The organism is Chryseobacterium echinoideorum (genome assembly GCF_007474535.1).
Classification (GTDB): Bacteria; Bacteroidota; Bacteroidia; order Flavobacteriales; family Weeksellaceae; genus Chryseobacterium; species Chryseobacterium echinoideorum.
This window is the reverse complement of the sequence record NZ_VKNW01000008.1, coordinates 190,938-217,837: the sequence shown is the minus strand read 5'-3', so window position 1 is coordinate 217,837 and position 26,900 is coordinate 190,938. Positions and strand designations below refer to the sequence as shown.

General features: G+C 34.7%; 23 protein-coding genes and 1 tRNA gene. 17 read left to right on the top strand and 7 right to left on the bottom strand.

Annotation, left to right across the window (positions count from 1 at the left end):
• The first annotated feature begins 86 nt into the window (after positions 1 to 86).
• Entirely contained in the window at positions 87 to 1,031 is a 945-nt protein-coding gene (locus FOL89_RS12080) for a transketolase family protein (protein WP_144283050.1), read from the top strand.
• 59 nt (positions 1,032 to 1,090) lie between these two features.
• Here FOL89_RS12080 and miaA read toward each other — a convergent pair whose 3' ends face one another.
• A complete protein-coding gene (gene miaA, locus FOL89_RS12075) occupies positions 1,091 to 2,011 on the bottom strand; it encodes a tRNA (adenosine(37)-N6)-dimethylallyltransferase MiaA (RefSeq protein ID WP_144283049.1) in 921 nt (306 codons plus the stop codon).
• A gap of 181 nt (positions 2,012 to 2,192) precedes the next feature.
• Here miaA and FOL89_RS12070 point away from each other — a divergent pair, with 181 nt between their 5' ends.
• The 8 genes from FOL89_RS12070 (at position 2,193) to FOL89_RS12035 (ending at position 7,888) form a co-directional block, all read left to right on the top strand.
• Positions 2,193 to 3,050 carry a YicC family protein gene (locus FOL89_RS12070; RefSeq protein ID WP_144283076.1) on the top strand — a complete coding sequence of 286 codons (858 nt, stop codon included), beginning with the start codon at positions 2,193 to 2,195 and terminating at the stop codon, positions 3,048 to 3,050.
• 84 nt (positions 3,051 to 3,134) lie between these two features.
• Positions 3,135 to 3,698, top strand: coding sequence for a guanylate kinase (gene gmk / locus FOL89_RS12065; RefSeq protein ID WP_144283048.1), 564 nt, complete (start codon positions 3,135 to 3,137; stop codon positions 3,696 to 3,698).
• A gap of 71 nt (positions 3,699 to 3,769) precedes the next feature.
• Positions 3,770 to 4,789 (top strand): quinolinate synthase NadA, encoded by a 1,020-nt coding sequence (gene nadA, locus FOL89_RS12060; protein WP_144283047.1) that lies wholly within the window; start codon positions 3,770 to 3,772, stop codon positions 4,787 to 4,789.
• Between the two features lie 116 nt (positions 4,790 to 4,905).
• Complete coding sequence (folB, locus tag FOL89_RS12055; protein ID WP_144283046.1) at positions 4,906 to 5,292, top strand: dihydroneopterin aldolase; 387 nt, start codon at positions 4,906 to 4,908, stop codon at positions 5,290 to 5,292.
• Positions 5,293 to 5,318: 26 nt separating this feature from the next.
• Positions 5,319 to 6,680: a DUF4403 family protein gene (locus tag FOL89_RS12050; protein ID WP_228444908.1), complete on the top strand. Its 1,362-nt coding sequence runs from the start codon at positions 5,319 to 5,321 to the stop codon at positions 6,678 to 6,680.
• A gap of 21 nt (positions 6,681 to 6,701) precedes the next feature.
• Entirely contained in the window at positions 6,702 to 7,211 is a 510-nt protein-coding gene (locus FOL89_RS12045; RefSeq protein ID WP_144283045.1) for an RDD family protein, read from the top strand.
• Between the two features lie 48 nt (positions 7,212 to 7,259).
• A tRNA-Cys gene (locus FOL89_RS12040) sits at positions 7,260 to 7,330 on the top strand.
• Positions 7,331 to 7,516: 186 nt separating this feature from the next.
• Complete coding sequence (locus FOL89_RS12035; RefSeq protein WP_144283044.1) at positions 7,517 to 7,888, top strand: glyoxalase; 372 nt, start codon at positions 7,517 to 7,519, stop codon at positions 7,886 to 7,888.
• 2 nt (positions 7,889 to 7,890) lie between these two features.
• Here the strand turns inward: FOL89_RS12035 and FOL89_RS12030 are convergent, their stop codons facing one another.
• The 3 genes from FOL89_RS12030 to gldJ all read right to left on the bottom strand — a co-directional run bounded on the left by FOL89_RS12030 (position 7,891) and on the right by gldJ (position 11,509).
• Entirely contained in the window at positions 7,891 to 8,442 is a 552-nt protein-coding gene (locus tag FOL89_RS12030) for a DNA-3-methyladenine glycosylase I (RefSeq protein WP_144283043.1), read from the bottom strand.
• Between the two features lie 74 nt (positions 8,443 to 8,516).
• Complete coding sequence (locus FOL89_RS12025; RefSeq protein ID WP_144283042.1) at positions 8,517 to 9,788, bottom strand: UDP-N-acetylmuramoyl-tripeptide--D-alanyl-D-alanine ligase; 1,272 nt, start codon at positions 9,786 to 9,788, stop codon at positions 8,517 to 8,519.
• 131 nt (positions 9,789 to 9,919) lie between these two features.
• Positions 9,920 to 11,509, bottom strand: a complete 1,590-nt coding sequence (gene gldJ, locus FOL89_RS12020) for a gliding motility lipoprotein GldJ (RefSeq protein ID WP_144283041.1) — start codon at positions 11,507 to 11,509, stop codon at positions 9,920 to 9,922.
• Positions 11,510 to 11,674: 165 nt separating this feature from the next.
• Here gldJ and porU point away from each other — a divergent pair, with 165 nt between their 5' ends.
• The 3 genes from porU to FOL89_RS12005 all read left to right on the top strand — a co-directional run bounded on the left by porU (position 11,675) and on the right by FOL89_RS12005 (position 19,224).
• Positions 11,675 to 15,568, top strand: a complete 3,894-nt coding sequence (gene porU, locus FOL89_RS12015; protein ID WP_144283040.1) for a type IX secretion system sortase PorU — start codon at positions 11,675 to 11,677, stop codon at positions 15,566 to 15,568.
• A gap of 56 nt (positions 15,569 to 15,624) precedes the next feature.
• Entirely contained in the window at positions 15,625 to 16,788 is a 1,164-nt protein-coding gene (porV, locus tag FOL89_RS12010; protein ID WP_144283039.1) for a type IX secretion system outer membrane channel protein PorV, read from the top strand.
• A gap of 174 nt (positions 16,789 to 16,962) precedes the next feature.
• Complete coding sequence (locus FOL89_RS12005) at positions 16,963 to 19,224, top strand: FUSC family protein (RefSeq protein ID WP_144283038.1); 2,262 nt, start codon at positions 16,963 to 16,965, stop codon at positions 19,222 to 19,224.
• Here FOL89_RS12005 and FOL89_RS12000 read toward each other — a convergent pair.
• The gene (locus FOL89_RS12000) at positions 19,205 to 19,819 is read right to left on the bottom strand and encodes a 4'-phosphopantetheinyl transferase family protein (RefSeq protein WP_144283037.1); all 615 of its coding nucleotides are present in this window, start codon (positions 19,817 to 19,819) and stop codon (positions 19,205 to 19,207) included. The two genes, FOL89_RS12005 and FOL89_RS12000, sit on opposite strands and share 20 nt — an antisense overlap.
• A gap of 158 nt (positions 19,820 to 19,977) precedes the next feature.
• Between FOL89_RS12000 and ahcY the strand changes: the two genes are divergently transcribed.
• The 3 genes from ahcY (at position 19,978) to FOL89_RS11985 (ending at position 23,707) form a co-directional block, all read left to right on the top strand.
• Complete coding sequence (gene ahcY, locus FOL89_RS11995; protein ID WP_144283036.1) at positions 19,978 to 21,294, top strand: adenosylhomocysteinase; 1,317 nt, start codon at positions 19,978 to 19,980, stop codon at positions 21,292 to 21,294.
• Positions 21,295 to 21,439: 145 nt separating this feature from the next.
• A complete protein-coding gene (yiaA, locus tag FOL89_RS11990; protein ID WP_144283035.1) occupies positions 21,440 to 21,829 on the top strand; it encodes an inner membrane protein YiaA in 390 nt (129 codons plus the stop codon).
• 204 nt (positions 21,830 to 22,033) lie between these two features.
• Positions 22,034 to 23,707: a BspA family leucine-rich repeat surface protein gene (locus FOL89_RS11985; RefSeq protein WP_144283034.1), complete on the top strand. Its 1,674-nt coding sequence runs from the start codon at positions 22,034 to 22,036 to the stop codon at positions 23,705 to 23,707.
• Positions 23,708 to 23,755: 48 nt separating this feature from the next.
• Here the strand turns inward: FOL89_RS11985 and purE are convergent, their stop codons facing one another.
• Positions 23,756 to 24,259, bottom strand: coding sequence for a 5-(carboxyamino)imidazole ribonucleotide mutase (purE, locus tag FOL89_RS11980; RefSeq protein WP_144283033.1), 504 nt, complete (start codon positions 24,257 to 24,259; stop codon positions 23,756 to 23,758).
• A 175-nt stretch (positions 24,260 to 24,434) separates the two neighbouring features.
• Here purE and FOL89_RS11975 point away from each other — a divergent pair, with 175 nt between their 5' ends.
• Both FOL89_RS11975 and FOL89_RS11970 read left to right on the top strand, forming a co-directional pair.
• Positions 24,435 to 25,346 carry a DMT family transporter gene (locus FOL89_RS11975; RefSeq protein WP_144283032.1) on the top strand — a complete coding sequence of 304 codons (912 nt, stop codon included), beginning with the start codon at positions 24,435 to 24,437 and terminating at the stop codon, positions 25,344 to 25,346.
• A 19-nt stretch (positions 25,347 to 25,365) separates the two neighbouring features.
• Positions 25,366 to 25,725, top strand: a complete 360-nt coding sequence (locus FOL89_RS11970; protein WP_144283031.1) for a hypothetical protein — start codon at positions 25,366 to 25,368, stop codon at positions 25,723 to 25,725.
• Between the two features lie 45 nt (positions 25,726 to 25,770).
• On the opposite strand, the gene FOL89_RS11965 is transcribed toward FOL89_RS11970, so the two are convergent.
• Positions 25,771 to 26,880 carry a 5-(carboxyamino)imidazole ribonucleotide synthase gene (locus FOL89_RS11965; RefSeq protein WP_144283030.1) on the bottom strand — a complete coding sequence of 370 codons (1,110 nt, stop codon included), beginning with the start codon at positions 26,878 to 26,880 and terminating at the stop codon, positions 25,771 to 25,773.
• Between the last annotated feature and the right edge of the window lie 20 nt (positions 26,881 to 26,900).

The window sequence follows — 26,900 nt, the reverse complement described above, 5'->3', positions numbered from 1 at the left end:
CGAAATGATCAGTGATAATTGATCAATGATATTTCTCTACATCAATTATCAAACATCATTAATCAATAATAAATTTTAGAATTCTCATGAAATATACATATACAGAAAAAAAAGATACACGTTCTGGTTTCGGAGCCGGATTAGCAGAATTAGCAGATAAAAACCCAAATGTTGTTGCGCTTTGTGCTGACCTTATCGGTTCTTTAAAAATGGAAAAATTCATCGAAAAAGCTCCTGAAAGGTTTTATCAGGTAGGTATCGCAGAAGCCAACATGATGGGGATTGCTGCAGGGTTAAGCATTGCTGGAAAAATTCCTTTCACAGGAACTTTTGCCAACTTTTCTACTTCAAGAGTGTATGACCAGATTCGTCAGTCAATTGCATACTCAGATAAAAATGTGAAAATCTGTGCTTCTCATGCTGGTCTTACTTTAGGTGAAGACGGAGCAACGCATCAGGTTTTAGAAGATATCGGAATGATGAAAATGCTTCCGGGAATGACCGTAATTAATCCTTGTGATTACAACCAAACCAAAGCTGCAACACTTGCTATTGCAGACCATCATGGTCCGGTTTATTTAAGATTCGGAAGACCAACTGTTCCTGTTTTTATTCCGGAAGATATGCCTTTCGAAATCGGAAAAGGAATCATGCTTCAGGAAGGAACGGATGTAACTATTGTGGCAACCGGTCACTTAGTTTGGGAATCTCTGGTTGCTGCAGACGAACTGGAAAAAGAAGGAATCTCTTGTGAAGTTATTAATATCCATACAATTAAACCTCTAGATGAAGAAATCATTTTGAAGTCTGTTGAAAAAACCGGGAAAATTGTAACTGCCGAAGAACACAATTATCTTGGGGGTCTGGGAGAATCTGTTGCAGGGATGTTGGCAAGAAAAAGACCGACAAGACAGGAATTTGTTGCGGTAAATGATACTTTTGGAGAATCTGCAACTCCTGCAGAATTGATGAAAAAATATAAAATTGATGCAGCCGCTGTAAAAGAAGCTGTAAAAAGAATTTTAGCTTAATTCTGATTCTCTGATTCAATAAACTATAAAAGTCCTCCGAAAAGAGGACTTTTTTTGTATTATACTTTAGTTTTCTGCTGAATATATTCTAATAAATTCCTGAAATCATTTTCAGAATAACCCAGTGACAAATAATAAATATCATCAGATTTTCTATACCATGTCAGCTGACGTTTTGCGTATCTGCGACTGTTTTTTTTAATTTCAGAAACTGCAAAATCCAAATCCCACTCTCCCTCAAAATATTTAAAAAGTTCTGAATAACCAACAGTTTTCAAAGCCGTAAAATTTTTAAACTTCTCAAGACTTTTTACTTCTTCCATAAGTCCGTTTTCTATCATAAGATCTACTCTTCGGTTAATTCTATCATACAATTCTTCTCTGGGAGCTTCAATTCCAATTCTGATGACATTAAAATCTCTGGAATCCTGAGAAACAGCAATCTGCTCAGAATATTTTTTCCCGGTTTGCCAAATGATATCAATAGCGCGCAAAAGCCTTCTGTAATTATAAAAATCAACCACCTTAAAATATTCAGGATCAAGGTCTTTTAAAATTTCCTGAAGCTTCTCAATACCCTCTGTCTGTAAAATTTCCTGTAATTTTCTCTGATTTTCTTCGTTCGCTTCCGGCAGGTCATTCAACCCTTCAATTACCGCCTTTTCATACATCATGCTTCCCCCGACAAGAATGGCAAAATCATGTTGTTCGAAAAGTTCATCAAGTTTTTTCAGAGCATCAGTTTCAAATTGCCCGATAGAATAATATTCTTCTACCGAGAGATTGCCGATAAAATGATGTTGTGCTTGGGCTAATTCCTGTTCCGAAGGAGACGCAGTACCAATTTTCATTTCTCTAAAAAACTGACGCGAATCGCACGAAATAATTTCAGTCTTAAAATATTTAGCCAATTCTATTGCCAGTTTGGTTTTTCCGATTCCGGTCGGACCTACTACAGAAATCAAATTTTTCGCTTTCACTGCGCTAATGTACGAAAATGTGGTAAATTTATTTTTTAACTTAAAAACAAAAAACAGGTTAAAATTTCTCAAAATTAAGCAAAGTGAAAGTCTTCAATTTTATTTAATTCATTTTACCGTCAAAGTTGATTATGCCAAAACATGCACTGAAATGTTTATCTTTGTACAACAATTAAAAAGTATGATTTTATCAATGACCGGCTTTGGTAGAGCCGAAGGCGTTTTTGAAGGAAAAAAAATTTCAATAGATATTAAATCGCTCAACTCTAAGAGTTTTGATCTCAACATCAAAGTTCCTTTGCGTTATAAAGAAAAAGAATTTGAAATCCGAAAAATTCTGAATGACAGAATTATCCGTGGAAAAGTAGACTGCTATATCAATCTGGAAAATCTGGAAGAAAGCAGCGATGTGAAAATTAATAAAAATCTTATTGACTCCTATATTTCCGAACTTCGCAAAATTGCTGATGACGGACCTGACTTTGAATACCTGAAAATGGCAGTAAGACTTCCTGATGCTGTTACCTCAAGACCTGATGAATTGAATGAAGGTGAATGGGAAGCTTTGGCAAAAATTGTAAATACCGCCATAGATAAGTTTCAGGAATTCAGAAAAACTGAGGGAAAAACTCTTCATGAAGAACTTAAACGAAATATTCAGAATATTGACCTTTATCTTTCAAAAGTTTTACCTTTTGAAGAAGTGAGAATCAATTCTGTAAAAGAACGGTATCAGAAAACTTTAAAAGAATTTGAAAACGTAGATGAAACACGTTTTTATCAGGAAATGGCATATTTTACGGAAAAATTAGACATTTCCGAAGAAAAAGTAAGGTTATCACAACATCTTACATACTATATGGAAGTGATGAATAATGAAGATTTTAACGGAAAAAAATTAGGATTTATTTCGCAGGAGATCGGAAGAGAAATCAACACACTAGGCTCGAAAGCCAATCATGCGGAAATTCAGAAACTAGTCGTGATGATGAAAGATGATTTGGAAAAAATTAAAGAGCAGACATTAAACGTATTATAAAAGTTACAAGTTAATAATAATGAGTTATAAACTACAGATTTCAAAACTCATTATTTAAAATCTCATCATTCATAACTAAAAAAAATGAATAAGGTTATCATATTTTCAGCACCATCAGGAAGCGGAAAAACAACATTGGTAAAATATGCTCTGGAACAGTTTCCTGAACTGGAGTTTTCTATATCTTGCACTACAAGACAGCCGCGAGGAAGTGAAATTCACACCGTAGATTATCATTTTATTTCTCCTGATGAATTCAGACAAAAAATTTCTGAAAATGCTTTTGTAGAATATGAAGAAGTTTATACCGACAAATATTACGGAACTTTGAAATCTGAAGTTGAAAAAATCTGGAGTAACCAAAAAGTGGTTATTTTTGATGTAGATGTAAAGGGCGGAATCTCATTAAAAAAATATTTTAAGGAAAAAGCACTGTCAATTTTTATAGAACCACCTTCCATTGAAGAATTGGAACGAAGGTTGATCAACAGAAATACGGATGATGCAGAAACCATTAAAATAAGAGTTGCAAAAGCCGAAGAAGAAATGTCTTATGCTGAAAACTTTGACATCATTGTGATTAATAAAGATCTGGATGAGGCAAAAAATGAAATAAAAAATTTAATCGAAAATTTTATAAAGAAATAAAATCTCAATGGGAAAATGGAAGTCTAATCTAAAGAGAATTCCTAATTCCTATATTAATAACACTGACTTACATGAGTACAGAAACATTAGATAAAGCCAAAGCAAATCTTCCTGTAAAAGGATTTTTAGACATCAAAGAAATTCAGATTCCGCAGGGAGAAGATCTTGTAAAAGCAATTTTGAAGCTGAAAGAAGAAAAAAATGCCGTTATTCTGGCGCATTATTATCAGCCTGGAGAAATTCAGGATATCGCTGATTTTCTTGGTGATTCTCTTCAATTGGCGAGACAGGCAAAAGACACAAACGCCGATATGATTGTTTTCTGTGGAGTTCATTTTATGGCAGAAGCAGCAAAAATTCTGAATCCTACAAAAAAAGTGGTGCTTCCCGACACTATGGCAGGATGTTCTCTTGCTGACGGATGCAGTGGAGAAGGTCTTAGAAAAATGCGTGAACAACACCCTAATGCTTTGATCGCAACCTACATTAACTGCAATGCGGAAACAAAAGCAGAAAGTGACATTATCGTTACCAGCTCTAATGCGGAAACTGTAATTGAAGCTTTACCAAAAGACAGACCGATTATTTTTGCTCCTGATAAAAATTTAGGAAGATATTTATCTCAAAAAACGGGTCGCGATATGATTCTTTGGGACGGAAGCTGTATCGTACACGAAGCGTTCTCAATGGAAAGAATTGCAAAACAATTGGCAGATAATCCGGACGCAAAACTCATCGCACACCCTGAAAGTGAAGAAGCTGTCTTGAAACTGGCTCATTTTATAGGCTCAACTTCTGCACTATTGAATTTTGTAGAAAAGGATGATTGTCAGAAATTTATCATCGCCACAGAAGAAGGAATTTTACATGAAATGAGAAAAAGAGCTCCGCATAAAGAGTTGATTCCTGCTCTGGTTTTTGATGAAAGCTGCAACTGCTCAGAATGTTTCTACATGAAACGCAACACAATGGAAAAATTATATTTATGTATGAAATATGAGCTGCCGGAAATCCTAATTGATGAAGAGCTCCGTTTGAAAGCTCTGAAGCCGATTGAAGCAATGCTTGATCTTTCGAAAAGTATAAAATAAATTTTAAAAGCGGGTTTTTGGCTCGCTTTTTTTAAATGTCTTCTGTTACGAATACATGATTTTAGAACGAAACAATTTGTGTATTGTACAGATAATTTAATTACATTAAATAGCTAATCATGAGCAAAATATATCTCGAAGATGTAAAAGTCTACGCTTACCATGGCGTTTTACCAGAAGAAAATATCATTGGAACGTATTATATTTTGAATCTGGAAATTCATACCGATCTTTGGATTGCCGCAGAATCTGATGATCTAAACGACACAATAAGCTATGCGGAAATCAATGAAATTATACACGAAGAGATGAAGATTAATTCTAAGCTTCTGGAACATGTTGCTGGAAGGATTATCGCAAAAATCCGTGAAAAATTTGATCAGATTTCTTATATTAAACTTAAAATAACTAAAACCAGCCCGCCAATGAAAGGTGAAATGAAAGGAGCAAGCATTGAGCTGGAAAAAAGTTTTTTATTAGGAGGAATTGCAGAAAATAATTAATTTCACATCAACAAAAAAATCTTTGGGTGAAAATTAGTTATTTTTTCGTTGCATTACTTTTCTGCACTAGATTATTGAGCCAAACCAGCAATATTTCGGTAGCTTATAGTTTTCCAAAAATAAAATCAAGCATTACCATGCCGGTAACGATTCCGTTGTCGGAAATCAGTAATATGGTCAATGCTTCTATAAAAGATCTTATTTTTCAGGATGATTCTTATACCGATAATAATAATGATCAGTTTAAAGTAAAAGTCTGGAAGACCCGACCTATCAGATTAGTAGGTGACACCAACGGAAATATCCTAATTGAAGTTCCTTTGAAAATATGGGCCGAAAAAGGCATCGGCACACTCGGAATTTATTCTTATCAACAGACAACTTTTGAAACGGTGATGTATTTTAAAACTGCAGTCAGTTTAAAAAACAACTGGTCGGTAAGTACATTTACCCAGCCAATGGGATTTAAATGGGTAACAAAACCCGTTCTGGATTTCGGAAAAATAAAAATCCCGATTACTTCTTTGGTGGAAACCAGCCTTAAAGAACAGCAATATAATTTTTGTAAAACAATGGATCAGCAAATGGCTTCGCAGCTCAACTTCCAGGAGTATGCTGTCTTAGCATGGAATGCTTTTTCACAACCATTTAATATTTCTGAAGAATATAACACATGGCTCAAAATCACACCGGTAAACGTCAATATTACTCCGCTCAAATTCTATGGAAATCAGATAGATACCAATATCGGAATTGATATTTTTTCTGAAACTTTCACCGGAACAAAACCTGAATCCTCGCAGCCAGCAAAAGCAGTAATGGACTTTAATTTTATCCCGCTGCTTGCCAACGAATTTCTTTTGCAGACAACCGCTAATATTCCATTTTCAGAAGCTACGAATATTGCAAGAAGAATGTTTCAGAATAAAGAATATGATGTTCGTAATTCTAAAGTTAAAATCACCGACATTAAAGTCTATAAAGACGACAACAGAATTACGATAGAAGCCGAGACAGAAGGTTATGTAAACGGTACTTCTTTTATATCAGGAGTTCCTGTTTATGACGAGTCAAAGAGAAAAATTGTACTTTCAGAAACAAAATTTAAACTTAAAACTAATAATATTCTTCAAAAAACTGCAACTCTTTTATTCAGAGGAAAAATTGTAAAGATGATTGAAGACGAATATGGAATCCCAACGCAGGATATTGAAACTTCATCTAAGAAAAGTATTGAAGAAGCCTTTAATAAAGAATATTATAAAGGTTTACAATTGAATGGAAAAGTCTTTAATTTAAAACCTTCACAAATTCTGCTGAATGAAAATGGGATTACTGCCATCATTGATACCAAAGCCAATTTAAAACTTATCTTAAAAGGATTTTGATAAAACTAATAACTTTCAATCATGAGAAAATATTTACAAATCATAGATCGTAACAGAGCTTCGAAATGGAAAAGACTGGCAAATTTTGTAATTGACAGATTAATATTCAATCTTATCATATTGAGTATCGGCTTTGCAGGAGGACTTATTGATCGCTTATTAGATCAATATTATTTCACAGAAATTTTCTTAGAATATTCTGAAATTGCAAGATTTTGGGATATTATTATTACTTCATTAATTTATGTTGTTTATATGTTTTTAACTGAATATTTTACAAAAGGAAGAACATTAGCAAAATATATTACGGGAACCAAAGTAATTACCATTGATGGTGAAAATCCTGCGTTAAAAGATTACTTTATTCGAAATATTTCGAGAATTGTACCTTTTGATTTTCTTTCATTTTTAGGAGAAAACGGATGGCATGATTCATGGAGCGATACAAGAGTAATTGATATTAAAGAATATTCCACTGAGTTACAGCGTAAAAGAGATATTGAGGAAATCGGCAGCAAAGAAATTGCTTAAAAAATTTGTATCAAATTTAATTTTTGCTATATTTGCACCACTGAAAACGGTGCTTTGGCCGAGCGGCTAGGCAGTGGTCTGCAACACCATCTACAGCGGTTCGAATCCGCTAGGCACCTCAGAAAGCTTTCTCAACAGAGAAAGCTTTTTTTGTTTTATCAATCTTTTGTAATTATCTTTCTATATAAATTTTTAATCAAAAAAACTTGTGTTATATTCTTCAATTTTGTTGATTTTAATTTAAAACCTTTAATGATTAAATGATAAGTAAAAAATAATTTTTAACCAGCTTCAATAATAAAAAAATGGCATCAAAAATAGAACTTAGAGAAAATCTGAATATAGAAATTTCTGAATCTGTGACCGCAGAAGAATTGTTTCAAAACACCGTACTCCGACCTATTATCAAATTACAAAATGATATTTTTCTGACAAACTTTTTTCATTATCTGAAAAATACGAAGATAAACTGGGAATCATTTTCCAGCGAAAAACGGAATATTTTTATTGACAACAGCTTTCAGAAAGATAATATGCTAAAAAATATATACATCGGAATGACTATCGGAATGATGGATGTTGAAGAACTGCAGATATACTACACACAAAATAAAATGTTTAATAAAAGAATCATTAACATGATTACTGAAAGACTAAAAAGCCAGATTGTAGAATAGAACTATTCTTTTTTCCACATTGGTTTATGCTGTATAATTTCACGATTTACCCAGCAGCTTTCTTCATGAGCTCCTTTTAGAAAGCCAATACTCATCAGAAACTCGTTAACGATTTCTCCACCTGTAAACTTAAATGTTTTTTTGAAAATCTTCATCCATTCCTGTAAAGTTTTCGGATGATGATGCTCAAGCCATTTTTCAAAAGATCCAAATTCTTTCTGCAGTTCAAGAATGGTTTTAGCATTTTCAATAGCTGCGTTTACTTTGAGCTTATTTCTGATAATTCCAGTATCATTTAGAAGGCGTATACGATCTTCCTCTGTATAAAAGGCGACTTTTTTTATATCAAAATTATCATAAGCTGCTCTGAAACCATCTTCCTTTTTTAGAATTGTTTCCCAGCTTAATCCCGCCTGATTGATCTCCATTACAAGCCTTCCGAACAATTCGTTATCATTATGAATAGGAAATCCGTAATAATGATCATGATACTTCTTATGAAGCATTTTTCTGCTTTCAGGCTGCATATTTTCAATAGCGGAACAGTAACTCATTTTCAAAAGATTTTAAATATTTCTTCAAATATAATTTAACATTAAGACAACTGTATGTCAGTATAGATTTAAAATTATATAAAATCAATTGATTTTTCTAAAGCAATGCCTCGAGAACCCTTTAATAAAATATTATCTGATTCTACTGCATTATTTTCTAAATAACTGATGAGATCGTTTGTCGTTAAAAATGAAATTGAGAAATTATTTATTTTTTTAAACTCATTTCCAACAGTTATTATCTGATCAAAATCTAATTTTTTTGCGAGATTAAGGATATTTTGATGCTCTATTTCGCTTTCATCGCCTAATTCCAGCATATCTCCTATAATAATAGTTTTTGAGCCTTCAAAGGTATTAAAATTAAGCAAAGATGCCGTCATAGAGCTTGGATTAGCATTATAAGTATCCAGAACAAGCGTTCTATTTTCCTTTTTAACAATCTGCGAACGCATATTTGTTGGAGTATAATTTTCTAATGCCGATTTTATCTTAAAAATATCAACCCCGAAATAAAGCCCTAAACTTGCCGCTGCACATACATTGGTAAAGTTATAATCCCCTGTCAATTGGGTAATAATTTTCGTGTTATTATATTCTAAGCCCATAAAATGTTCTTCTGAGAAAAAATCAAAATAATAATCTGATTCTTTGTTTCCAAAAGTGATTTTAGAAGGATAGTTTGATGTTTTCTCTGTCTGAACAGGATCTTTTTCGTTGACTAAAACTACTTGATTATGATTCTGGATGTAATCGTATAATTCAGATTTCCCTTTAATAACTCCTTCAAACCCTCCAAATCCTTCGAGATGGGCTTTGCCGAAATTGGTAATGTACCCGATATTCGGCTTTGCAAGGCTACATAAAAATTCAATCTCTTTCTGATGATTGGCTCCCATCTCAATCACTGCTATTTCATGTTTTGGCTTTATCGAAAGTATCGTAAGCGGGACGCCAATATGATTATTAAGATTTCCTTGGGTGTATTGCACCTGATATTTCTCCGAAAGAACAGCATGAATTAGTTCCTTACTTGTCGTTTTGCCATTACTTCCCGTGAGACCTATTACAGGAATATTGATTTGAGTCCTGTGATAAATTGCGAGATTTTGTAAAAACTCTAAAGTAGAATGAACGTAAAATATCTTTTTATCCTTATTTTCAAATTCTTTATTTTCAACAATTACAGCCAAAGCTCCGTTTTCAATAGCTTTTTCAGCAACAGTAGCTGCATCAAAGTTTTCGCCGGAAAAAGCAAAAAAAACATCATTTTCAGACACCTTTCTGCTGTCTATTGTTACCTTTTCTGCATTCAAATATATAGGATAAAACTGTTCAGGATTCATAAAATTATTATCGGTTATGGTAAGAGCTTCGTGTTATTTGAACTGTAAATTTTAAGCTTAAATTGATGATTCAAAAATAAAAAACCTCCCGAATATATGGGAGGTTTTTTGAAAGTATTTTGATAAATATTTTATCTTCTAGTTCTAGATTTGTCGCTTACTCTTGCATCCTGAGCAACACGGAAACCAATCCATCCGTATGCAGAATTCTGGTTTTTGAATCTTCTTTGTCCCGGATCTAACCAATAAGCTGAATCCTGCCAAGAACCACCTTTTACCACTCTTACCTCGTTAGATATAGCAGAAGTTCTGTCTTTGGTATCTTTCTGTAGAATCACTCTTCCGTCACTATCAACAATAAATCTTGTTTTTGGCGAATTGTACATATCATAAGAAGAAGCAGAATCACTTGCATTTCTATAATCCAGAGAAGACATTCTGTCTCCATCTCTGTAATTTCTGTAATCTGCAACAGTTTCCCTTTCAAACTGACCAGGTAATTTTTTGTAAAGTAACCTTCCGTCATCTAAAGTATCAAATTCAATAGAACCTTCTTCAACCATTTTGTAAGTTCCGTCACCGTTTCTTACGATTGCCTGAGGCATATTTCCTCTGTAATAATTGAAGTCACTTGCTTCAGCATCAATGATTGGTCTATACACGTCTGCAGTCCATTCTGCTACGTTACCAAACATCCCGTAGATCCCTAAGCTGTTTGAAGGAAACTGTCTTACATCTGAAGTATTAGCAGCTCCGTCATTCTTCCATCCTGCAGGTCCGGAATAATCTCCTCTACCCTGCTTAAAGTTGGCAAGGATTTCTCCTCTTTTATCTCTCAACATTTCTATTTGAGGTGTTTTCTCTAAATAGTTGTTGTATTCTCTGTTTTTCTCCATGCCCAATGCTGCAAATTCCCACTCAACTTCTGTAGGAAGTCTGAATTTGGTAACCATTGCTGAAGATGGAGATCTATTGGCAGCAATCAATCTTTGGTTGGTCGTTTTAATACCATTTTTCTGCTGCATTCTTTTCTCATTAATATAGCCTTGCATCTCTGGATCATTCGATTTGAATTTATCCATATTGAAAGCTGTACCACCTTGGTTATTAGATTCGTTGATATACAAATCTTTTGAAATTATACCAGCCTGCATTAAAGCTTTTTCATTCGCTCTGTCAGTAAGCCATTCGCAATATCTGTTAGCCTGTGTCCAAGAAACACCTACAACCGGGTAATAGTCATATTCCGCAGAACGGAAATAGGTTTCGTTGTAATCATTTCTGGATAATTTATTATCCCAAAGAAGAGTATCCGGTAGAGCACCGTTATAAATTTCTTTGTAACTAGGATCACTTGGCGGGAATACATACTTCAACCATGTAAGGTATTCGCGGTATTCGTAGTTAGTAATTTCAGTTTCACCCATAAAGAACGAACTTACCTGCATTCTGCGAGGTGAATTGTTCCAATCATGCATTACATCATCTTTCACTAATCCCATGGTAAAAGTTCCACCTTCCACATATACCATTCCAGGCCAACCTTTTTGTTTTTGTTGCTTTCCTGCAAAAAACCAACCCTGTTTTTCGTTTGGTTTCCAACCTGTCTTGCTGACAAATTTTTTAGTACCACCGCCTTTGCTGGTACCCGAACCGCCACAACTGGTTAATGCAAGTGTAGAACTCAATGCTATTAATGAAAACAACTTTAGTTTTTTCATAGTCGATATAAATATTATTCAAAGTACAAAGAAAAAATAAATTATTCAATAAATCAAATAAAGATTTGATTTTTTTGAAAAATCTTAACAAATTAATTTTATGGTATCGTAAATTAATTATAAAATTTTCATTTATTTTGTAATTCAGAAATTTCAAAAACAAACATGAGACTAAAAACAACGCTTTTATTTGTATTTGCTTTTGTATCAATCTCTTGGGCTCAGCGAGTTTCCATCAGTTGGGACGGAGCTAAGATCCAGGATTTTGGTGATACTAAGAAGAATCTTCCGAATTTTAAAAATGAAGGTTTTTCTTTCAGCCAAAATAACATTTTTATTATAAATACACAAAAAGTAGGAGAAAAACAGCTACGTATTTCTAATCTGGTATGGGAGCCTGTATCCGTAAGGGAGCTGTACGACCTCAACAAAGATCTTCTTCAGGACAGAGATATTACAGATATTAATTACTATTACTCTGAAGGCGAAAGGCATGCAAGTCTCTATGTAGCTTTATTTAAAAATGTAAAAGGAAATATACAAAAACTATCTTCTTTTGATATTTCTGAAAGCAATTCACAGGCACCTTTAGCTGCCAGTAAAGTGGGAACTACACAAAATCCTTTGGCTACAGGAACTTTTTATAAAATAAAAGTTGACAAATCCGGAATTTTCAGGATTACCGCTCAGTTTTTAAGAGATAATGGCATTAATCCTTCCAACATTAATCCAAAAAATTTCAGAATCTACGGAAATGGCGGTATCATGCTTCCCGAATTTAATCAAGACACGAAATACAGTGCTTTACAGGAGAATGCAATTCAGGTTATCGGAGAAGATGACGGCGTTTGGAACGATGGTGATTATGCACTTTTCTACGCACAGGGACCCAATGGATATAACCTTTATAACAATTCTAACGGAAACGGCTTCAAAAGAACCGACACAAGAAATGATCAGAGTGAAAATGTAAAGAATATTTATGAAGATTTTTCTTATTATTATATCAATTTTGATAAAGGAGCAGGAAAAAGAGTACAAAATGTTGATGTAAATCTGCCCTCCACCACTTTAATTTCCAGATATGATGATTATCAGGTCATCAATAATGATCAGCGAAATTTATTAAAAGTAGGAAGAATCTGGGTAGAAGATCAGTCTTTTACAACTCCAAAAGCAGTAACATTTAATTTAAGCTCACCCATTCAGGGAGGTGATGTGGTGAGATACAGAACACAGGTTGTAGGATGGAAATCACAACAGAACAGCATAGAGTTTAACATTAATAATCAAAACCCAGCTTCTCCTAGTGTTCCTGCTAATCAGCCGGGGTATGCATTTGATTATTTTCCATTGAGATATTCAGGAACAATTTCAAATTTGTCTGGAAATACAGTTACATTCAATTATACACCTGATATAAGTACTAATCCCAACGGCGTTTTTCACCTTGATTATGTAGAATTACAGTATAAGCAGGATCTGATCTTTAATGGTTCTCAGATGAATTTCCGGGATTTTTCTATTGACAGCGGATCAAATTTATCATACGGTTTCAGCATTTCCAACATAGGAAATATGGAACAGGTATGGGATGTTACCGATATTGCAAATGCCAACAGAAGAGTAAATAAAGCTACAGGAAGCGGTAACTTTAATTTTGGCTACGCAGCAGCAGACCCAAATTTTAATAATGAATTTGTGGCTTTCCGTGCAGATGCAGCATTTTCGCCACAATTTGTAGGCAGAATCAGCAATCAGAACCTTTCTGCACTTCAAAATATAGATTACCTGATTATCACAACACCTCAGATGATGTCTCAGGCTCAGAGAATAGCCAACCACCATCAGCAAAAAAGCAATTTCACTGTTGAGATTGTAGATACTGACAAAATTTACAATGAGTTTGGAAGCGGAAGCAGAGATCTTACAGCGATCCGGGATTTTGTTACTAAGCTTAACACTCCATTAGGAAGTCTAAAGTATGTCTTAATCTTAGGCGATGGTTCTTACGATTATAAAGACAGGGTTTCGGGTAATTCAAATATAGTTCCAAGTTATCAAAGTGAAGAGTCTGCAGATTTTGTAAGTTCTTTCGTTACAGATGACTATATTGTTATGACAAAACCTCAGACATCTCAGTTTTTATCAAATAATATTCCTGACTTACCTGTCGGACGTATTCCGGCAGCAAACCCCACGGAAGCAGCCAATATGATTGATAAAACATTAGCCTATTACAACTCATTATCCGGACAATCTACTCCTTTTGGAGAGTGGAGAATGAAGCTTGATTTTGTTGTGGATGATGATAAGGATGGCGGAGAACCATTCCATACGGTAATGAATAATACTTTGCAAAGTACTTTTGAAGTCCCTGCAGATAATACCCTTAAAGAATATAATGTAAGAAAATTGTATCTGGATGCATTTACTGCGCAAAGTAGTGCGGGAGGACAACGCTATCCGCAGGTTAATCAGGCAATTTCAAACGACATCGGAAACAGTTTGTATCTTTTTTATTTTGGACATGGAGGAATCAACGGATGGGCGCAGGAAAGAGTACTTACCATCAACGAAATTCAGAATTCCAATAATTTTTCTAATGTGTACAGCCGTTTCCCATTTGTATCGACAATTACCTGTGAATTTACACTTTGGGATGAGCCATCCACTTTCTCAGCGGGAGAGCAATTTATCAAACTGAAACAAGGCGGTCCTGCAGCAATGATTACTTCCAGTCGTGCAGTAGGGGTAGGATATGGTGTAGATTTCACCAATCTTTACACAAAAGAAATGTTCAGAATGGTGAATGATGATTTCATATCTATAGGAAATGCTCATCTGAATGCTAAAAAACTAAGAGTTGATGCCAATCACCTTAAAGTAAACGTATTGGGAGATCCTGCCATGAAATTGAGCAGACCTCAAAGATTGCTTGTTATTGATAATATTGAAACTCCTGTTCCGGGATTAATCCGAGGTTTGGATTTTGTGAAAGTAACTGGTCATATCAACAATACCAATGGAACGGTAAATACAACTTTTAACGGCAGAGTTGTTATTAATATTTTTGATAAAAGATTAAACAAAACTACTTTAAATAATGATGTTAATTTGACTCCTGTCCTTCAATATACGGAAGAAGGAAGTGCTATCGTGAAAGCTTCCGGAACAGCGGTAAATGGTGTTTTTACCGTTGAGTTTTATGTACCGAAAGACATTAATTATGCTGTTGGACAAGGAAGAATTTTAGGATATGCTGATAATAAATCTTTTGATGTTTTTAATAATCAGTTTGTACAGGTTGGGGACATCAATCCGAACGGAATTAATGACAATGAACCCCCTAAAGTAAAACTATATATGAATAACACTAATTTTGCCAATGGTGGAATTACCGATCAAAACCCTATGCTTTTAGCCTGTATTACTGATGATACCGGAATAAATTCCACAGGCTCTGGTATTGGTCACGATATTACTGTATATTTGGACGGGCAAATTATCAATACCATTGTTTTGAATGATTTTTATTCTTCAGGGGAAGGAAACGGCTGCGTAAACCCATCTTTGGCAGATTATCAGAAAGGAAATGTAACTTATCCTTTTCGAAATCTTTCAATAGGACAACACCAGCTGACATTTAAAGTTTGGGATATAAACAATAATTCGACCACCGAGACGTTAAACTTTGAAGTTAAAGATGAGGCAGATCAGCATTTGGTTATCAATCGTCCGCTGAACTGGCCCAATCCTTTCACCAACAAAACTTACATTCATTTCGAACATAATTGTGATGATATTCTGGATGTAAATGTTCAAATTTATACGATTACAGGAAAATTGGTAAGAACATTATCAAATGTTGTAATTGCAGAACCGTTCCTACAGGGCTTTAGAACGCCACGTCAGGCAATAGAATGGGACGGAAAAGACGATTTTGGTGATACAGTTGCAAAAGGTACGTATATTTTTAAGATATTTGCAAAAAGTCAAAATCAAGAAAAATGTAAAGGAGGTGCTACAGCTGTAGAAAAAATGGTACTTTTGAAGTAAATAAATAATTAATTAAGAATATCAATAAAAAACTGATAATATATAAAAGACAACATATGAATTTAACTACTAAACTGCTTTTAGGGATTGGTTTGAGTGCTGGGTTTCTAGGCTATGCACAAGATTTGAGTCAGGTAAGACCTGTGTTAACAGGAGCACCTTTCCTAAGAATTGCACCTGATGCAAGATCAGGAGGTATGGGAGATCAGGGTGTGGTAACATCACCTGATGCTTTTTCACAATTCTGGAATGCTGCAAAATATCCTTTTAGCAGAACAAGTTCTTCTGTAGGTTTGAACTACACTCCATATATGGGAAAACTTACCAATGATGTATTTTTATTGTATGGTGCTTTCCATAAATTTTTAGGTCAGGAAGAAAGATCTACAATTTCTGCGAGTATCTATTACTTCAATATGGGTGAGGTAGACCTTACTACTTTGGTGGGTAACGATGTAACTTCATTGGGTACTTCAAAACCAAATGAATTCTCTATTGACGTTGCCTATGGTCTGAAACTAACAGATTCTTACTCAATGGCCGTAACGGGTAGATTCATCCGTTCAGATTTAGCCGGAGGGTTCAATACAGATACAACTCTGAAACCTGCAAATACTTTTGCGGTTGATGTTTCAGGTTACTATACTTCTCCTAGATTCTCAAGCCTTGGAGGAATGGACGGAAAAGTGAATGCTGGTTTCTCTATTCAGAACTTAGGTCCTAAATTAGATTATACAGGGGATGAAAACTCGAGATCTTACCTTCCTACAATGGCAAGATTAGGGGTAGGTTATGATATGTATCTTGATGATATGAACAGAGTCGGAGTTTCCGTTGAAGGTTCTAAAATTTTGGTTCCTGGATCAGAATTAGTAGGAACAGATCCTAACACAAGACAGCCTATTTACGCAGTTCCGAATGTAGGGGTAATGTCCGGAATCGGAAAATCATTCAAAAACCCAAACTCTATTATGTATAGTGGTGCTGTGGAATATTCTTATGACAATGCATTTGCAGTAAGAGGAGGTTATTTCCACGAAAGTGAAGAGCAGGGAGCAAGACAGTTTGCAACTGCGGGTATTGGTTTGAAATACCGTTCTTTCGGACTTGATATTTCTTACTTAATCAACATGTCTAAAATCAATACAGCTTTGGATAATACCTTACGTTTTGGCTTAACATGGAATATTGGCGACGAAACCTCTAATGTAGATTATTAAAAAACACTCCATATATTCGCAAAAGCCTCATTTGATGAGGCTTTTTTTATTGCCAATAAAAACATAAATTAATTCAGAGTTAACAATGACTCGTTAGTTTTAATCTATCTATAAATTTGTCATTTCCCTGCAAAGTAAAATTGACAATTCACATATTCCCCTTATTTTTGCAGTATGAACTATTCTTCGGAACTAAAAAAAATCGTAACAAGCCAATATGTGTATTCTGCCATCAGAATCACATTAGCAACGGTGCTTCCGTGTCTGGTTCTCTCCTATTTCGGAATTCTTAAAGATTATTTTCTTTTCCCTTTAGGAACAAGTTTCGTTGCACTGACTGATCAGCCGGGTCCTTTTATAAGACGTAGAAACTCGCTTGCCTTTGCTATATTCTGTTTTGTTTTTGTAGCCTCAATCGCAAGTCTGGTTAAAGGCATCATTCCCCTTGTACTTTTAGAAATTATAGCATTCGGAATGTTTTTCTCTCTCATAGGCGTTTACGGACAAAGATTAGCCGCTGTAGGATCTTTAGCTATGGTTGTTCTCGCAATATTTGTTGACGGGCATTTAGCAGGAGCCAACATTTTCAAAAGCCTCCTGATTTTTGCAGCTGGCTGCATTTGGTTTTTATTGATCTTTCTTGTTGTAACGACCATACAGCCTTATAAACTGGCAAGTCAGATGATTGGCGAAAACTATTTACAGCTATCAGAATTTTTAAAAATTAAAGCGAATTTTTACCAGAAAAATCCTGATTTTGATAAGCTGTATTCTCAGGTTATTGCAAAACAAATAGAAATTAAAAATCTTCAGGAAGAAACACGCGAAACTGTTTTTAAAACAAGAACCATCGTCAACGAATCTACCACTATCAGCAGGCTGCTTATGCTGATGTTTCTGAATTCTATGGATCTTCACGAAAAACTGATGACTTCTGAAAGTGATTATAAAAAATTACAGGATAGCTTTGATGAGACAGGGATTTTGGTAAAAACTCATGATTACCTCAACATTCTTTCGGATGAAATTTCAAACATTGGCATTGCGCTTCAGAGCAGTACAAGAGCAAGACCTATTTATAATCTTGAACTGGAATTTCAGGAGCTCAACATCCAATATTTTGAACTCAGAAATCGTCATATGACTTCAGAAACTTTGGAAAATTTTATGATCCTTCGTCAGATTATGATGAGAATCAATGAAATTACTAGAGAAATACAAGAAATTTATAAGGTTTTTTCGCAAAATGTAAAACTGGCTAAAAGTCTTTCAACAGGATTAGATTTAAAGAAATTTCTTCCCAATCAGGAAAAAATTAATTTTAAAGTTCTTAAAAGTAATATTTCGCTCAATTCATCTCATTTTCGTCACGCAGTTAGAGTAACGGTTGCCTTACTATTGGGATACTTATTTTCATTCATGCCATTTTTAGAAATTGGTCATACTTACTGGATTTTGATTACCATCATTGCCATTCTAAAACCCGCCTACTCCATTACTAAGCAGAGAAATTTGCTCAGATTTTATGGGACCGTTGCAGGAGCGGTTATTGCCTATGGGGTTCTTTACTTTATTGAGATCAATGCTGTTTTGTTTGCGATTCTTCTTGTAAGTATGGTACTGTGTTTTACTTTTCTGAAAGCAAAATATTTCTGGGCAGTACTTTTTATGACCATTTATATTTTTCTGAGTTTCAATTTTCTAAATCCCGGAAATATCAATATCATCTTTAAAGACAGAATTGTTGATACCATTATTGCAGGAATCATTGCTTTTGCGGTTTCATATACCATTCTTCCTGTTTGGGAACATACTCAGAATTTAGATTTAATGAAAAAATCTGCGGAAGCCAATCTTACCTATTTTCACAGTGTAATTTCTAAATTTATCAATGATAAATACAGCATGGAAGAATACAAAGTCCGCAGAAAAAATGCAATCATTTCTTTGGCAAATCTTTCGGATAATTTTCAGAGAATGATTTCGGATCCAAAAAATCAGCAGAAAAAAATGGAAGTCGTACATCAGTTTGTGACCACTTCACATCTGATCACAGCTTATACAGCTTCACTTTCACAATATGCAAAAAAAGACCAGGTATACACCGAAATAGATGCCGAAAGCTGGACAAAAAAAATTGAATCTGAAATGAATCAGATTACCGTATTACTCAACGGAGAAAAAATAAGTGAAACCCTAAAAATGGAAAGCCGCATTGAGCCGGAAGATTCTTCGCTGGAAGATCTCATCCTGAAAAGAAAAAAAGAAATCATGGAAAACGAATTCTATGACCGCCGTGATCCGGGTAAAATTTCCAGATTGACCGAGCTGAAAAACATCCATGACGTGTTGGAACTCATCTATGATGTAGCCAAAGAACAAAGAAAAGTAATTGAAAAATACAGAAATGAAGAAACTACTCTTCCACAATCGTGAAGCAGTAATCATCAAAAAACTCTACTCTTGCTTTTAATTCGTCTGAGATTTTATCATCATGTACTCTGCATTTGATATGAAAAAGATGTTTCAGCTCAAAAGGTCTTACTTCATAGTGTTTTTTCAAAGACCAGTGTTTTGAATGATGAATTTTATACATACTTTCCTTCACACTCCAGATAATTGTATAGAAAGTAACCTCATTATCAAAGGGGATAAAACCTCTTTCGTTTTCATAAGTAAATTTATCTATTACTCTTAAAATCTTAGGATTGAATTTCTCAATATCAATTCCGATTTTATTTTTAGAAATAGCAATTGCTGCGTAAGGAAAAGAATGTGTGATTGATATTTCAGCATCTTTAGGAGACAAAAACGGTTCTCTTTCTTTGTATAATATTTTTGAATGCGGTTTTAGACTTTTTAAAAGTTTACGTACCATCAATACTTCCAGCAACTTTTTTGGATGATAATCTTTTACTTTTTCAGCATTTTCAGGTTCAAGAAGCTCGTTGATATCAAGTTCTTCACTTTCATCATATTTCCATACAAGGATTGTGGCATTGTCATCTGAAAAATCTCGGTATAGAGGCATTCAATAAATTTGTGATAAAATTAGTAAAAAATACATTTTGGTTAAAAAATAAAACTCTATGTATAATGTCATGTGTATGAACTTTGTACCGTGTTTTTTTATCTAAAAGATATGTTGTAATTTTGTTGCTTGATTTATAATTTAATCATCATTAAGATATGAGTACAACAACACAATACGTTCCTTACAAAGTAAAGGATATCTCCTTAGCAGAATGGGGAAGAAAAGAAATTACATTAGCAGAAGCTGAAATGCCTGGTTTGATGGCAATCCGTGAAGAGTACGGTCCGTCTCAGCCATTAAAAGGGGCAAGAATTGCCGGATGTCTTCATATGACGATTCAAACCGCTGTTTTAATAGAAACTTTAGTTGCTCTGGGTGCAGAAGTTACCTGGTCATCTTGTAACATTTTCTCTACTCAGGATCATGCCGCTGCCGCTATTGCTGCTGCCGGAATTCCTGTTTATGCATGGAAGGGTCTTAATGAAGAGGAATTTGACTGGTGTATTGAGCAGACTATTTTCTTCGGTGAAGACAGAAAACCATTAAATATGATTTTGGATGACGGTGGAGATTTAACTAATATGGTTTTTGATAAATATCCTGAACTGACTGCAGGAATCAAAGGTCTTTCTGAAGAAACGACAACCGGGGTTCACAGATTATATGAAAGAATGAAAAACGGAACTTTGGTAATGCCTGCAATCAATGTAAATGATTCTGTTACCAAGTCTAAATTTGATAATAAATACGGATGTAAAGAATCTGCAGTAGATGCTGTAAGAAGAGCTACTGACGTAATGCTTGCCGGAAAAAGGGTTGTAGTTTGCGGATACGGTGACGTAGGTAAAGGTACTGCTGCCTCTTTCAGAGGAGCTGGTTCTATCGTTACAGTGACTGAAATTGACCCAATCTGTGCATTACAGGCTGCAATGGACGGTTTTGAAGTTAAAAGATTAGACACTGTTGTAGATAACGCAGATATTGTAATCACTACTACAGGTAACTTCAATATTGTTAGAAAAGAACATTTCTTAAAATTAAAAGATAAAGCAATCGTTTGTAACATCGGGCACTTCGATAACGAAATTGATATGGCTTGGTTAAACGAAAACTATGGTCACACAAAATCTGAAGTGAAGCCACAAGTTGATATTTATACTCTTGAAGGAGGTAAAGAAGTAATCATCCTTGCAGAAGGTAGATTGGTAAACCTTGGATGTGCTACGGGTCACCCGTCTTTTGTAATGTCTAACTCTTTCTCTAATCAAACTTTGGCTCAAATCGAACTTTGGAACAATTCTGAAGCGTACGGAAACGAAGTGTATATGTTGCCTAAACATTTAGATGAAAAAGTAGCTGCTCTTCACCTTAAAAAACTGAGTGTTGAACTTGAAGTTCTTTCTCCTGAGCAGGCTGATTATATCGGTGTTAAAGTTGAAGGTCCATTTAAGCCTGAATATTACAGATACTAGAATTAGCAATTAGCAAAAATAGAACGCTTCGGAATAAATTTTTCCGGAGCGTTTTTTATTGGAGACTACAATTCTGATATTTTTTTCTCTATTCAACCAAAAATAATATATTTGAATTAAAATATAAACTTTAAAAAAACAATTAATGAAAAAACAAAATGTTTCGGGAGCTTTTGTAGCAGCTTCATGGATTGCTTTGGGAGCCGGAATGATTGGCTATATTACAGGTTTGGTAAGAGCAGAAATGCAGCTAAATGAAAAAGGATATTATTTTACTATTCTTCTGTATGGTTTATTTGCTGTGGTTTCTTTACAGAAAGCAGTCCGGGACAGGATGGAAAACATCAAAGTTACCGATATCTATTACGGAATTTGTTGGTTTGCAACAATCTCATCAATCGTTTTATTGGCAGTGGGACTTTGGAATGCTACTATTCTCCCGAGCGAAAAAGGATTTTATGGCTTCGCCTATTTGCTTGCATTATTCGGTGCAATTGCCGTACAGAAGAACACCAGAGATAATATGCAGGAATAAAATAACTTAGACTCACCAAATTTGGTGAGTTTTTTATTTTTGCATATATTTATTTCACAAAATATTGACAATAAATACATTCTAAGAACTTAAAATCTGCAAAAAAGCATTATCCTTTTTTTATAATATTTAGAAAAAGAAATGAAAGGAAAGACTTAAATACACACGGTAAGATTTTAAAATTAACATTAAACAAAATATGATATGAATAAATCAATACTTACTTTAATCATCTCGCTGTTGTGTTTCTTGGTAAAAGCACAAAATGAGTTTATCACCACTTGGAAACCCTATATTTTCCAAAATCCTGCTGCTCCCAATGCACCTTTTCCTTCAACTTCGACTCAAGCGTGGGCTCCATTCCGAGGAAATAATTATACTATTTATTGGGAAGAAGTAGGATTTCCTTCTCATAATTTTACCATGACTAATGTAACTTCTACCAATCAGGTGCTTTTAGATTTTGGAACTCCATTAAATCCTGCCACACAAAACGCCACTTACCTAGTAAAAGTAAGCAACGGAAATGGTAATTTCCACCGTATTTCTTTCAGAGACGATTTTCAGAACCCAAACCAAAATATTTCATTGGGAGACGCTTCAAAAATTATAGAAATTAATCAATGGGGCTCTACAATCTGGTCTTCTATGAGAGGTGCCTTTCACGGATGCCGAAATATAAACATGACCGCAACAGACACTCCGAATCTGAGCAATGTTTCAGATATGTCTTACATGTTTGGAAGTTGTGAAGCATTGGTAGGAAATTCTTCTTTTAACAATTGGAATACTTCTGCTGTTACCACTCTTGAAGAAACGTTTAGTGGCTGCCTTCTCTTTAATCAACCTATTGGAAACTGGAATACCTCTAATGTGCAGAATATGAAAAGTACTTTTTCGTTGGCACAAAATTTCAACCAACCCATAGGAAATTGGAATACTTCTCAAGTTACCACTATGGAAAGTATGTTCAACACCGCTAAAAACTTCAACCAGCCCATTGGAAACTGGAATACTTCCAATGTTTTACATTTTAGATATATGTTTTCTAATGCTTGGTATTTTAATCAGCCTATTGCCGGTTGGAATACTTCCCAAGCAATTTCAATGGAAGCTATGTTTTTATTCGCAAAAGCCTTCAACCAGCCCATTGGAAGTTGGAACACATCAAATGTTACCACTATGCAACAGATGTTTTTTGGCGCAACAGTTTTTAACCAACCTATTGGCAGCTGGAATACCTCCAATGTAACGGTATCACACGGAATGTTTTTTACTGCAACAGCATTCAACCAAAATATCGGCAGTTGGAATACGTCACAGATTACCAATATGCAAAATATGTTTAATGGAGCTTCAAACTTCAACCAAAATCTCGGAAACTGGAATTTATCATCTCTTACTTTAGGACAAGGAATGTTTTTTAATTCAGGTTTAAACTGCCAAAACTATGACAACACGCTTTACGGATGGAGCCAAAATCCTTCAACACCAAATAATATCAGCATCACAAGTGCTTCTCCACTAGTCTATACTCATCCCGCTGCCGTTGCGGCGAGAAACAGCCTCATCAACAATAAAGGTTGGACAATTGCAGGAGATACTTATGATGCACAATGCGAATCAATACTTTCTGTAAAGGAACAAGAAAAACTAAACGAGTTTAATATTTATCCAAATCCTGCAACAGATTTTATTACGCTTAAAAATGTAAAACTTTCGGAAAACTTTATGATTTTTGATGCAAGCGGAAGAATTGTTCTTCAAGGAAAACTGAATAACAGCGAAATTGATGTTAGAAGTTTAGAAAAAGGAAACTACCTTTTGCAAATTGTCTCTAAAAACAAAACTGAAAATTTTAAATTCATCAAAAAATAAAAAACAAAGCCTCAAGAAATATGAGGCGTTTTTTATGATTTTAAAATCTTATTTATCGTAATGATTAGGATGATTAGCTTTAATATCATCTACCGTTCCCAACACTTTATCTTTCAAAGAATCCTGATAAACCTGCAGTTTTTCAGAAATTTCATGATCTGCACTTCCCAAAATTTTAGCGGCTAAAATACCGGCATTTAATGCTCCATTCAAAGCAACTGTCGCGACAGGAATTCCGCCGGGCATCTGCAAAATAGATAAAACAGAATCCCATCCGTCAATAGAATTACTGGATAAAATAGGAACACCTATTACCGGTAAAGTAGTACAGCTTGCTACCATTCCCGGAAGATGTGCCGCTCCGCCAGCTCCTGCTATAATTGCTTTCAGACCTCTTTCTTTGGCAGATTTTGCATAATCGAACATCCTTTCCGGGGTTCTGTGTGCAGAAACTACAGTCAGTTCGTAAGGTATGTCTAAAGATTTAAGGAAATTTGCTGCCTGTTCCATTACCGGTAAGTCGCTCTGACTTCCCATGATGATTCCTACCATTTTTAAATTTTATTAGAGGCTCAAAGATAAGAAAATGAAGTGACTTACAAATTACCATATATTTTTAACTAAAATTAGGTAATATTAACACACAAGTAACCAATACAAAAATGCCAATCGCATTGTATTCATTTTAAAATAAATACCTTTGCAGCTTCATTTGATTCGCTTTACTTTGAAAAATTACACACTCACTTTAGCGATTTTTACCGTTGCCATTGTCTGGGGAACTACTTTTTTGGGCATCAGAGTAGCGGTAGAAACGATCCCGGCATGGTTTGTTGCAGGAATACGGCAGTTTTTGGCAGGAATAATTATGCTCATCATTTTATTGTATCAGAAAAAACTTGCATGGATCGGGTGGAAAAACTTTGGTTATCAAATCATTTTTTCAACATTAATGCTGATCGTAGCCAACGGAATGACAACGGTAGCCGAAGAAGAAGTTACCAGTAGTCTTACCTCTCTGATAAGCGCCTGTTCACCAATTGTAGTCTTTCTCGGGAGCGTAGCTTTCGGACTTCAAAAATTCAGTATTCGTGCATTAATAGGAGTACTGTTAAGCTTTTGCGGAATTCTATTTATATTCTGGGACGGAATTTCAGAGATGGCAAACCCCGCTTATAGAATGGGGATTTTTTATCTTATTATTGCTATTGGAGGTTGGGCTTCGGGAACCATTTTTACCAAAAAACTTAATATTCAGAGCAGAAACATCACACTCAATCTATTTTATCAGTTCATATTTGCAGGAATTATACAGCTTTGCTTTGCTTTCACATTAACAGATGATTATCAATTTGAACAGTGGAGTACGAAAAGTATTGCAGCAATGATTTATTTGGCGGTATTCGGATCAGTAGCTGCTTTTTTTGCATTTCACTATGCATTAACGAGAGTTTCCGCAGTGCAGGTTTCTATTTTGGCATACGTGAATACGATTATTTCTATATTTTTGAGCTGGCTTATTTTAGATGAACAAATTTCAGCTAAATTTATCGTTGCTGCTGTTTTTATCATTTTAGGAGTATTTGTTATCAATTATAATCGTGAAATGTTTAAAAAGAAAAAAATTGAAGAATTTTAAAAACAAAACTCAATTATAAATGAAAAAAATAGTAATCAGCATTATTTCTATTATCGTTTTAATCATTATTTCAATTACTGTTTACTGGAATCTCCCGATAGAAATCACCAGAAGATCTGATATTCAAAAGGGAAATGAGATCGTTCAGAATATAGAAAACTATAAAGCAAGCAGCGGCAAGCTTCCGGAAGTGAATGATTGGCAGACATTAGAAAAATTGGGTTTAGAGAAAGACGAAGCGACAAAACCGATCTACCAGAAAGATGAAAGCGAAAACTATGAATTATATTATCCAGATGGTTTTGACGGACCTTATTTAATCTATATTTCACAGGAAAAAAAATGGTCGATTGATTATCCTAAAATTACTTCCCAATAAAAAAGACCACCAAAAAGCAGTCTTAATCAATATATTTTAACATTTTCAAGCAATTACTCTTACCATTGCCTTGACGTTAATTAATTTTTCCATCAGTTCTTCTCTGGAATCTGCCAATACATTGATGTGTCCCATTTTCCGTCCCGGTTTGGTTTCGGTTTTTCCATATAAATGAACATATGTTTTAGGAAGTTTCAACACTTCTTCCATTCCTTCATAAATTACTTTTCCCGAAAATCCTTCTGCTCCGACAAGATTTAGCATCCCGCTGAATGTAAAAGTATCTGTATCTGCCAAAGGCAAATTTTTTAAAACACGATACATCTGCTCAAACTGCGAATTAGCATTTCCTTCCTGGCTCTGATGTCCCGAATTATGCAGTCTCGGCGCAGTTTCGTTTACCCAGACTTTTCCTTCTTTATCTAAAAACAATTCAATCGCAAAAAGCCCCGGAGAATTAACAGCATTCAGAAACTTCTCAGTGATAGCACTGATTTGATTTTCAACATCTTCACTCAGAAAAACCGGGCAAATATTAAAATCAAGCAAATTTAATTTCGGATCTGCCACCATTTCCGTTACAGGAAAAGTTTGTGTTTCTCCATTTTCATTTCTGGCAACAATTACCGAAAGTTCCTTATCAATATCCACCAGCTTTTCAAGAACAGAATCCTGAGTCCAGAGTTTTTTCATGTCCTCATTGGTGCGGATAACCTGCACTCCTTTTCCGTCATAACCGCCTGTATTCATTTTTTGTACGAAAGGAAGCGGCATCTTGATTTCATCTGAACTTCCATCCATTACTTCAAATTCAGGACTTGGAATATTGTGTTCCTGATAGAATTTTTTCTGAAGAATTTTCTGTTGGATTGTTTTAATAATTTTGGAATTGGGAACTACTTTTATTCCTTGGTTCTCAAGTTCAGCCAATGCATCGGCATTGACGTGTTCTATTTCTATAGTGACCACATCTTTATCTTTTCCAAATTCGATAACAGTTTCGTAATCATTGAAGTTTCCCTGAGTAAAATATGAGATATTATGACAGGGCGCATCCAAAGCCGGATCTAATGTGTAAAATTCGTCGTCGTATTTCAACGCTTCCTGAATCAGCATTCGTCCCAGCTGACCACCCCCTAAAATTCCTACTTTCATTTTTATTATGATTTATTACT

What these genes read in the sequence shown, in the direction of transcription:
- FOL89_RS12080 (WP_144283050.1), top strand. Translation starts at nt 87, where the DNA reads ATGAAATATACATATACAGAAAAAAAAGATACACGTTCTGGTTTCGGA.
- FOL89_RS12070 (WP_144283076.1), top strand. Translation starts at nt 2,193, where the DNA reads ATGATTTTATCAATGACCGGCTTTGGTAGAGCCGAAGGCGTTTTTGAA.
- gmk (WP_144283048.1), top strand. Translation starts at nt 3,135, where the DNA reads ATGAATAAGGTTATCATATTTTCAGCACCATCAGGAAGCGGAAAAACA.
- nadA (WP_144283047.1), top strand. Translation starts at nt 3,770, where the DNA reads ATGAGTACAGAAACATTAGATAAAGCCAAAGCAAATCTTCCTGTAAAA.
- FOL89_RS12045 (WP_144283045.1), top strand. Translation starts at nt 6,702, where the DNA reads ATGAGAAAATATTTACAAATCATAGATCGTAACAGAGCTTCGAAATGG.
- FOL89_RS12035 (WP_144283044.1), top strand. Translation starts at nt 7,517, where the DNA reads ATGGCATCAAAAATAGAACTTAGAGAAAATCTGAATATAGAAATTTCT.
- FOL89_RS12030 (WP_144283043.1), bottom strand. Translation starts at nt 8,442, where the DNA reads ATGAGTTACTGTTCCGCTATTGAAAATATGCAGCCTGAAAGCAGAAAA.
- FOL89_RS12025 (WP_144283042.1), bottom strand. Translation starts at nt 9,788, where the DNA reads ATGAATCCTGAACAGTTTTATCCTATATATTTGAATGCAGAAAAGGTA.
- gldJ (WP_144283041.1), bottom strand. Translation starts at nt 11,509, where the DNA reads ATGAAAAAACTAAAGTTGTTTTCATTAATAGCATTGAGTTCTACACTT.
- porU (WP_144283040.1), top strand. Translation starts at nt 11,675, where the DNA reads ATGAGACTAAAAACAACGCTTTTATTTGTATTTGCTTTTGTATCAATC.
- porV (WP_144283039.1), top strand. Translation starts at nt 15,625, where the DNA reads ATGAATTTAACTACTAAACTGCTTTTAGGGATTGGTTTGAGTGCTGGG.
- FOL89_RS12005 (WP_144283038.1), top strand. Translation starts at nt 16,963, where the DNA reads ATGAACTATTCTTCGGAACTAAAAAAAATCGTAACAAGCCAATATGTG.
- FOL89_RS12000 (WP_144283037.1), bottom strand. Translation starts at nt 19,819, where the DNA reads ATGCCTCTATACCGAGATTTTTCAGATGACAATGCCACAATCCTTGTA.
- ahcY (WP_144283036.1), top strand. Translation starts at nt 19,978, where the DNA reads ATGAGTACAACAACACAATACGTTCCTTACAAAGTAAAGGATATCTCC.
- yiaA (WP_144283035.1), top strand. Translation starts at nt 21,440, where the DNA reads ATGAAAAAACAAAATGTTTCGGGAGCTTTTGTAGCAGCTTCATGGATT.
- FOL89_RS11985 (WP_144283034.1), top strand. Translation starts at nt 22,034, where the DNA reads ATGAATAAATCAATACTTACTTTAATCATCTCGCTGTTGTGTTTCTTG.
- purE (WP_144283033.1), bottom strand. Translation starts at nt 24,259, where the DNA reads ATGGTAGGAATCATCATGGGAAGTCAGAGCGACTTACCGGTAATGGAA.
- FOL89_RS11970 (WP_144283031.1), top strand. Translation starts at nt 25,366, where the DNA reads ATGAAAAAAATAGTAATCAGCATTATTTCTATTATCGTTTTAATCATT.
- FOL89_RS11965 (WP_144283030.1), bottom strand. Translation starts at nt 26,880, where the DNA reads ATGAAAGTAGGAATTTTAGGGGGTGGTCAGCTGGGACGAATGCTGATT.